This window comes from Limnobacter sp. G6BE5S (genome assembly GCF_058448965.1).
Window position 1 is genome coordinate 1 of sequence record NZ_JBZFLM010000009.1, and the last position, 5,932, is coordinate 5,932.

General features: G+C 50.4%; 2 tRNA genes and 3 rRNA genes. All 5 read right to left on the reverse strand.

The annotated features are described in order from the left end of the window. Window positions 1–51 precede the first annotated feature (51 nt). The 5 genes from rrf to ACVL1J_RS15215 all read right to left on the reverse strand — a co-directional run bounded on the left by rrf (window position 52) and on the right by ACVL1J_RS15215 (window position 5,595). Window positions 52–164, reverse strand: a 5S ribosomal RNA gene (gene rrf, locus ACVL1J_RS15195). Window positions 165–408: 244 nt separating this feature from the next. Continuing rightward, window positions 409–3,291: ribosomal RNA gene (locus tag ACVL1J_RS15200) — 23S ribosomal RNA — on the reverse strand. Between the two features lie 432 nt (window positions 3,292–3,723). Then, window positions 3,724–3,799, reverse strand: a tRNA-Ala gene (locus ACVL1J_RS15205). A gap of 24 nt (window positions 3,800–3,823) precedes the next feature. Beyond that, a tRNA-Ile gene (locus ACVL1J_RS15210) sits at window positions 3,824–3,900 on the reverse strand. Window positions 3,901–4,064: 164 nt separating this feature from the next. Then, window positions 4,065–5,595: ribosomal RNA gene (locus tag ACVL1J_RS15215) — 16S ribosomal RNA — on the reverse strand. The 16S, 23S and 5S rRNA genes sit together here with 2 tRNA genes alongside, the layout of an rRNA operon. Window positions 5,596–5,932: the final 337 nt, after the last annotated feature.

Consider the following 5,932-nt stretch of genomic DNA (forward strand, 5'->3'; position numbering starts at 1 on the left):
AAATAAAAAACCCCGCCTCGTATTGAGAGCGGGGTTTTTTGGTATTGGAGAGCCTGACGATGTCCTACTTTCACATGCGAATGCACACTATCATCGGCGCTAAGGCGTTTCACGGTCCTGTTCGGGATGGGAAGGGGTGGTACCACCTTGCTATGGTCGTCAGGCAAAGAGGGTTGGCTGTAAGTGCGGTGCAAAGATTGCACTTACTTGTTAGCTAACCAGCGTTGCGGCTGATTGGCTCGATTCGGAACTGATGAGTTATCTCGATAGAAAGACTATCTTGTCGATGCGTGTTGCGGGTATATCTTTGTGCACAAACTACCTTGATTTTCATGGAGGCGCGAGCCTCCGGTAGATTTACTGTGTGTTGTTTCATGTGCGTATCTTATTAGCAAGGCTCAATGCTATAGAGCCAAGCCGCACGGGCAATTAGTACTGGTTAGCTTAATGCATTACTGCACTTCCACACCCAGCCTATCAACGTCGTGGTCTTCAACGGCCCTTCAGGAGGATCAAGTCCTCAGGGAAATCTTATCTTAAGGCAAGTTTCACGCTTAGATGCTTTCAGCGTTTATCTCTTCCGTATTTAGCTACCCGGCAATGCCACTGGCGTGACAACCGGTACACCAGAGATACGTCCATTCCGGTCCTCTCGTACTAGGAACAGCCCCCTTCAAATTTCCAACGCCCACGGCAGATAGGGACCAAACTGTCTCACGACGTTTTAAACCCAGCTCACGTACCTCTTTAAATGGCGAACAGCCATACCCTTGGGACCGGCTACAGCCCCAGGATGAGATGAGCCGACATCGAGGTGCCAAACACCGCCGTCGATGTGAACTCTTGGGCGGTATCAGCCTGTTATCCCCAGAGTACCTTTTATCCGTTGAGCGATGGCCCTTCCATACAGAACCACCGGATCACTATGTCCTGCTTTCGCACCTGCTCGACTTGTCAGTCTCGCAGTCAAGCACGCTTATGCCATTGCACTATCAGTACGATGTCCGACCGTACTTAGCGTACCTTCGAGCTCCTCCGTTACTCTTTAGGAGGAGACCGCCCCAGTCAAACTGCCCACCATGCACGGTCCCCGACCCAGATAATGGGTCAAGGTTAGAACCTCAAACAGATCAGGGTGGTATTTCAAGGTTGGCTCCACAAGAACTAGCGTTCCTGCTTCAAAGCCTCCCACCTATCCTACACAAACCGGTTCAAAGTCCAATGCAAAGCTACAGTAAAGGTTCATGGGGTCTTTCCGTCTAGCCGCGGGGAGATTGCATCATCACAAACACTTCAACTTCGCTGAGTCTCAGGAGGAGACAGTGTGGCCATCGTTACGCCATTCGTGCAGGTCGGAACTTACCCGACAAGGAATTTCGCTACCTTAGGACCGTTATAGTTACGGCCGCCGTTTACTGGGACTTCAGTCAAGAGCTTGCACCCCATCATTTAATCTTCCAGCACCGGGCAGGCGTCACTCCCTATACGTCCACTTTCGTGTTTGCAGAGAGCTGTGTTTTTATTAAACAGTCGCAGCCACCATTTTATTGCAACCCCTTCACCCTTCCATTGTTCATGGTCAAGCTACAAGGGCGTACCTTCTCCCGAAGTTACGGTACCAATTTGCCGAGTTCCTTCTCCTGAGTTCTCTCAAGCGCCTTAGAATACTCATCCCGCCCACCTGTGTCGGTTTGCGGTACGGTCAACGTGTAACTGAAGCTTAGAGGCTTTTCTTGGGACCACTTCCAATGGGTTCGTAGCCGTAGCTACTTCCCCCCACACCCTTGAGTATATGACAGCCGGATTTGCCTAACTGTCCTCTATGATGCAGGGACCAGGATATCCAACACCTGGACCACTTTCCACGATCCGTCCCCCCATCGCATTACACGTCGGTGCAGGAATATTAACCTGCTTCCCATCGACTACGCATTTCTGCCTCGCCTTAGGGGCCGACTAACCCTACGCCGATGAACGTTGCGTAGGAAACCTTGGGCTTACGGCGACAGAGCCTTTCACTCTGTTTATCGCTACTCATGTCAGCATTCGCACTTCTGATACCTCCAGCATGCTTTACAACACACCTTCGCAGGCTTACAGAACGCTCCCCTACCACATACACTTACGTGTACATCCGCAGCTTCGGTTATCTGCTTAGCCCCGTTACATCTTCCGCGCAGGACGACTCGATCAGTGAGCTATTACGCTTTCTTTAAAGGGTGGCTGCTTCTAAGCCAACCTCCTGACTGTTTTAGCCTTCCCACTTCGTTTTCCACTTAGCAGATATTAGGGACCTTAGCTGGCGGTCTGGGTTGTTTCCCTCTTGACACCGGACGTTAGCACCCGATGTCTGTCTCCCGAGATTGCACTTACAGGTATTCGGAGTTTGCCATGGTTTGGTAAGTCGCGATGACCCCCTAGCCATAACAGTGCTCTACCCCCTGTAGTGAGACTCGAGGCACTACCTAAATAGTTTTCGGGGAGAACCAGCTATTTCCAGATTTGTTTAGCCTTTCACCCCTATCCACAGCTCATCCCCTAACTTTTCAACGTTAGTGGGTTCGGTCCTCCAGTTGGTGTTACCCAACCTTCAACCTGGCCATGGATAGATCATCTGGTTTCGGGTCTACACCCAGCGACTAGACGCCCTATTCGGACTCGCTTTCGCTACGCCTTCCCTACTCGGTTAAGCTTGCCACTGAATGTAAGTCGCTGACCCATTATACAAAAGGTACGCCGTCACGGAACAAGTCCGCTCCGACTGTTTGTATGCACACGGTTTCAGGATCTATTTCACTCCCCTCCCGGGGTTCTTTTCGCCTTTCCCTCACGGTACTAGTTCACTATCGGTCAGTCATGAGTATTTAGCCTTGGAGGATGGTCCCCCCATGTTCAGACAGGGTTTCTCGTGCCCCGCCCTACTTGTCGTACGCCTAGTTCCACAATCGAGTTTTCACATACAGGGCTATCACCTTCTATGGCCGGACTTTCAAGACCGTTTTGTTAACTCAAATGCTAAATCGTACAGGCTGTTCCAATTTCGCTCGCCACTACTCTCGGAATCTCGGTTGATTTCTTTTCCTCTGGGTACTTAGATGTTTCAGTTCTCCAGGTTCGCCTCGCACAGCTATGTATTCACTGTGCGATACCCCTAAAAGGGTGGGTTTCCCCATTCGGACATCTACGGCTCAAAGCTTGTTTGCCAGCTCCCCGTAGCTTTTCGCAGGCTACCACGTCCTTCATCGCCTATGACTGCCAAGGCATCCACCATGTGCACTTATTCGCTTGACTCTATAGCGTTAAGCCCTGCTTCAAGTTACTCACCCGAAACAACACTGTAATCACCATAAAAAGCAAAGTAGTTTGTGTGTATTCTAAATTTCAAGCGCCGGTGCATATCAGGAACGATACACACCCACTTCTTGAGAAGAACGATGATGCAATCGCATCAATCAAAATAGCTACACCTTAAATTTTAAGGAGTATCTATCTCGATATCTCATCATTTCCAAATTGTTAAAGAACAAGTCCAAACCCCTTGGGAGCCTGGCGACTCTTACAGCCAAATGGATAAACACCGCAGTGCCAAGCACCGTGCACTTATTCATTTGACCGCAAGGGCGATGCAACTTTTTGTTCGCATCACTTACTTGCCAACTTCGCTAACAGCCAATCTTATTTAAACACTCGATACATAAACATCCCAAACACAGCACAAAAACTTGGTGGAGGTGAACGGGATCGAACCGATGACCCCCTGCTTGCAAAGCAGGTGCTCTCCCAGCTGAGCTACACCCCCAGGTGTTTGCACTACAATAACCAATGGTGGGTCTGGATGGGCTCGAACCATCGACCCCCGCCTTATCAAGACGGTGCTCTAACCAACTGAGCTACAGACCCCGAAAAACTTTTCAGCCCCAGGGCCCTGACCTCTAAACAATGCTCTCGCACCGCAATTAAAGGCCCTCTCTTTTTGCTGCTTGTATCTTGCGTCTAAACAAACCGATAAGTGTGAGCACTAAAACCAAACAAATTCAAGACTTGATCTACTTCTCTTTCTCTAGAAAGGAGGTGATCCAGCCGCACCTTCCGATACGGCTACCTTGTTACGACTTCACCCCAGTCATGAATCCTACCGTGGTGACCGTCCTCCTTGCGGTTAGACTAGCCACTTCTGGTAGAACCCACTCCCATGGTGTGACGGGCGGTGTGTACAAGACCCGGGAACGTATTCACCGCGACATTCTGATCCGCGATTACTAGCGATTCCGACTTCACGCAGTCGAGTTGCAGACTGCGATCCGGACTACGATCGGTTTTCTGGGATTGGCTCCACCTCGCGGCTTGGCAACCCTCTGTACCGACCATTGTATGACGTGTGAAGCCCTACCCATAAGGGCCATGAGGACTTGACGTCATCCCCACCTTCCTCCGGTTTGTCACCGGCAGTCTCATTAGAGTGCCCTTTCGTAGCAACTAATGACAAGGGTTGCGCTCGTTGCGGGACTTAACCCAACATCTCACGACACGAGCTGACGACAGCCATGCAGCACCTGTGTGCAGGTTCTCTTTCGAGCACCAATCCATCTCTGGAAAGTTCCTGCCATGTCAAGGGTAGGTAAGGTTTTTCGCGTTGCATCGAATTAATCCACATCATCCACCGCTTGTGCGGGTCCCCGTCAATTCCTTTGAGTTTTAACCTTGCGGCCGTACTCCCCAGGCGGTCAACTTCACGCGTTAGCTACGTTACCAAGGAAGTAAATCCCCAACAACTAGTTGACATCGTTTAGGGCGTGGACTACCAGGGTATCTAATCCTGTTTGCTCCCCACGCTTTCGTGCATGAGCGTCAGTGTTATCCCAGGGGGCTGCCTTCGCCATTGGTGTTCCTCCACATATCTACGCATTTCACTGCTACACGTGGAATTCCACCCCCCTCTGACACACTCTAGTCGTGCAGTCACAAATGCAATTCCCAGGTTAAGCCCGGGGATTTCACACCTGTCTTACACAACCGCCTGCGCACGCTTTACGCCCAGTAATTCCGATTAACGCTTGCACCCTACGTATTACCGCGGCTGCTGGCACGTAGTTAGCCGGTGCTTATTCTTCAGGTACCGTCATCCCCCTAGGGTATTAGCCCAAAGGATTTCTTCCCTGACAAAAGTGCTTTACAACCCGAAGGCCTTCTTCGCACACGCGGCATTGCTGGATCAGGGTTTCCCCCATTGTCCAAAATTCCCCACTGCTGCCTCCCGTAGGAGTCTGGGCCGTGTCTCAGTCCCAGTGTGGCTGATCGTCCTCTCAGACCAGCTACTGATCGTCGCCTTGGTAGGCCTTTACCCTACCAACTAGCTAATCAGCCATCGGCCGCTCCAATAACGTGAGGCCTTGCGGTCCCCCACTTTCCCCCTCAGGGCGTATGCGGTATTAATCCGGCTTTCGCCGAGCTATCCCCCATTACTGGGCACGTTCCGATGTATTACTCACCCGTTCGCCACTCGTCAGCGGAGCAAGCTCCCTGTTACCGTTCGACTTGCATGTGTAAGGCATGCCGCCAGCGTTCAATCTGAGCCAGGATCAAACTCTTCAGTTTAATCTCTGCAAAATTTACTAAACTCGACGGAGTAGATGTTATTCAAACCTTGACGATTTGAACTTCACTTACTTTATTCCGTGAGCACTAACTCTGAATCGTGATTCAAAGTCATTCTTTTTGAGAAAAGAACAAACCTTAAACCCATCTGGTCAGTGCCCACACTTATCGGCTGTTAACTTGTTAAAGATCGCTTCGAAATTTCTGCTAACCTTGCTGCTCTTCACTACTACTTAAAACCTTGAAGAACCGCTTGCTTGCTTCGTTTCGTCCTGCTTGTCGTGCAGCAGAGAAACGAGATTATGCACATCAATCCAAAACCTGTCAAACACTTTTG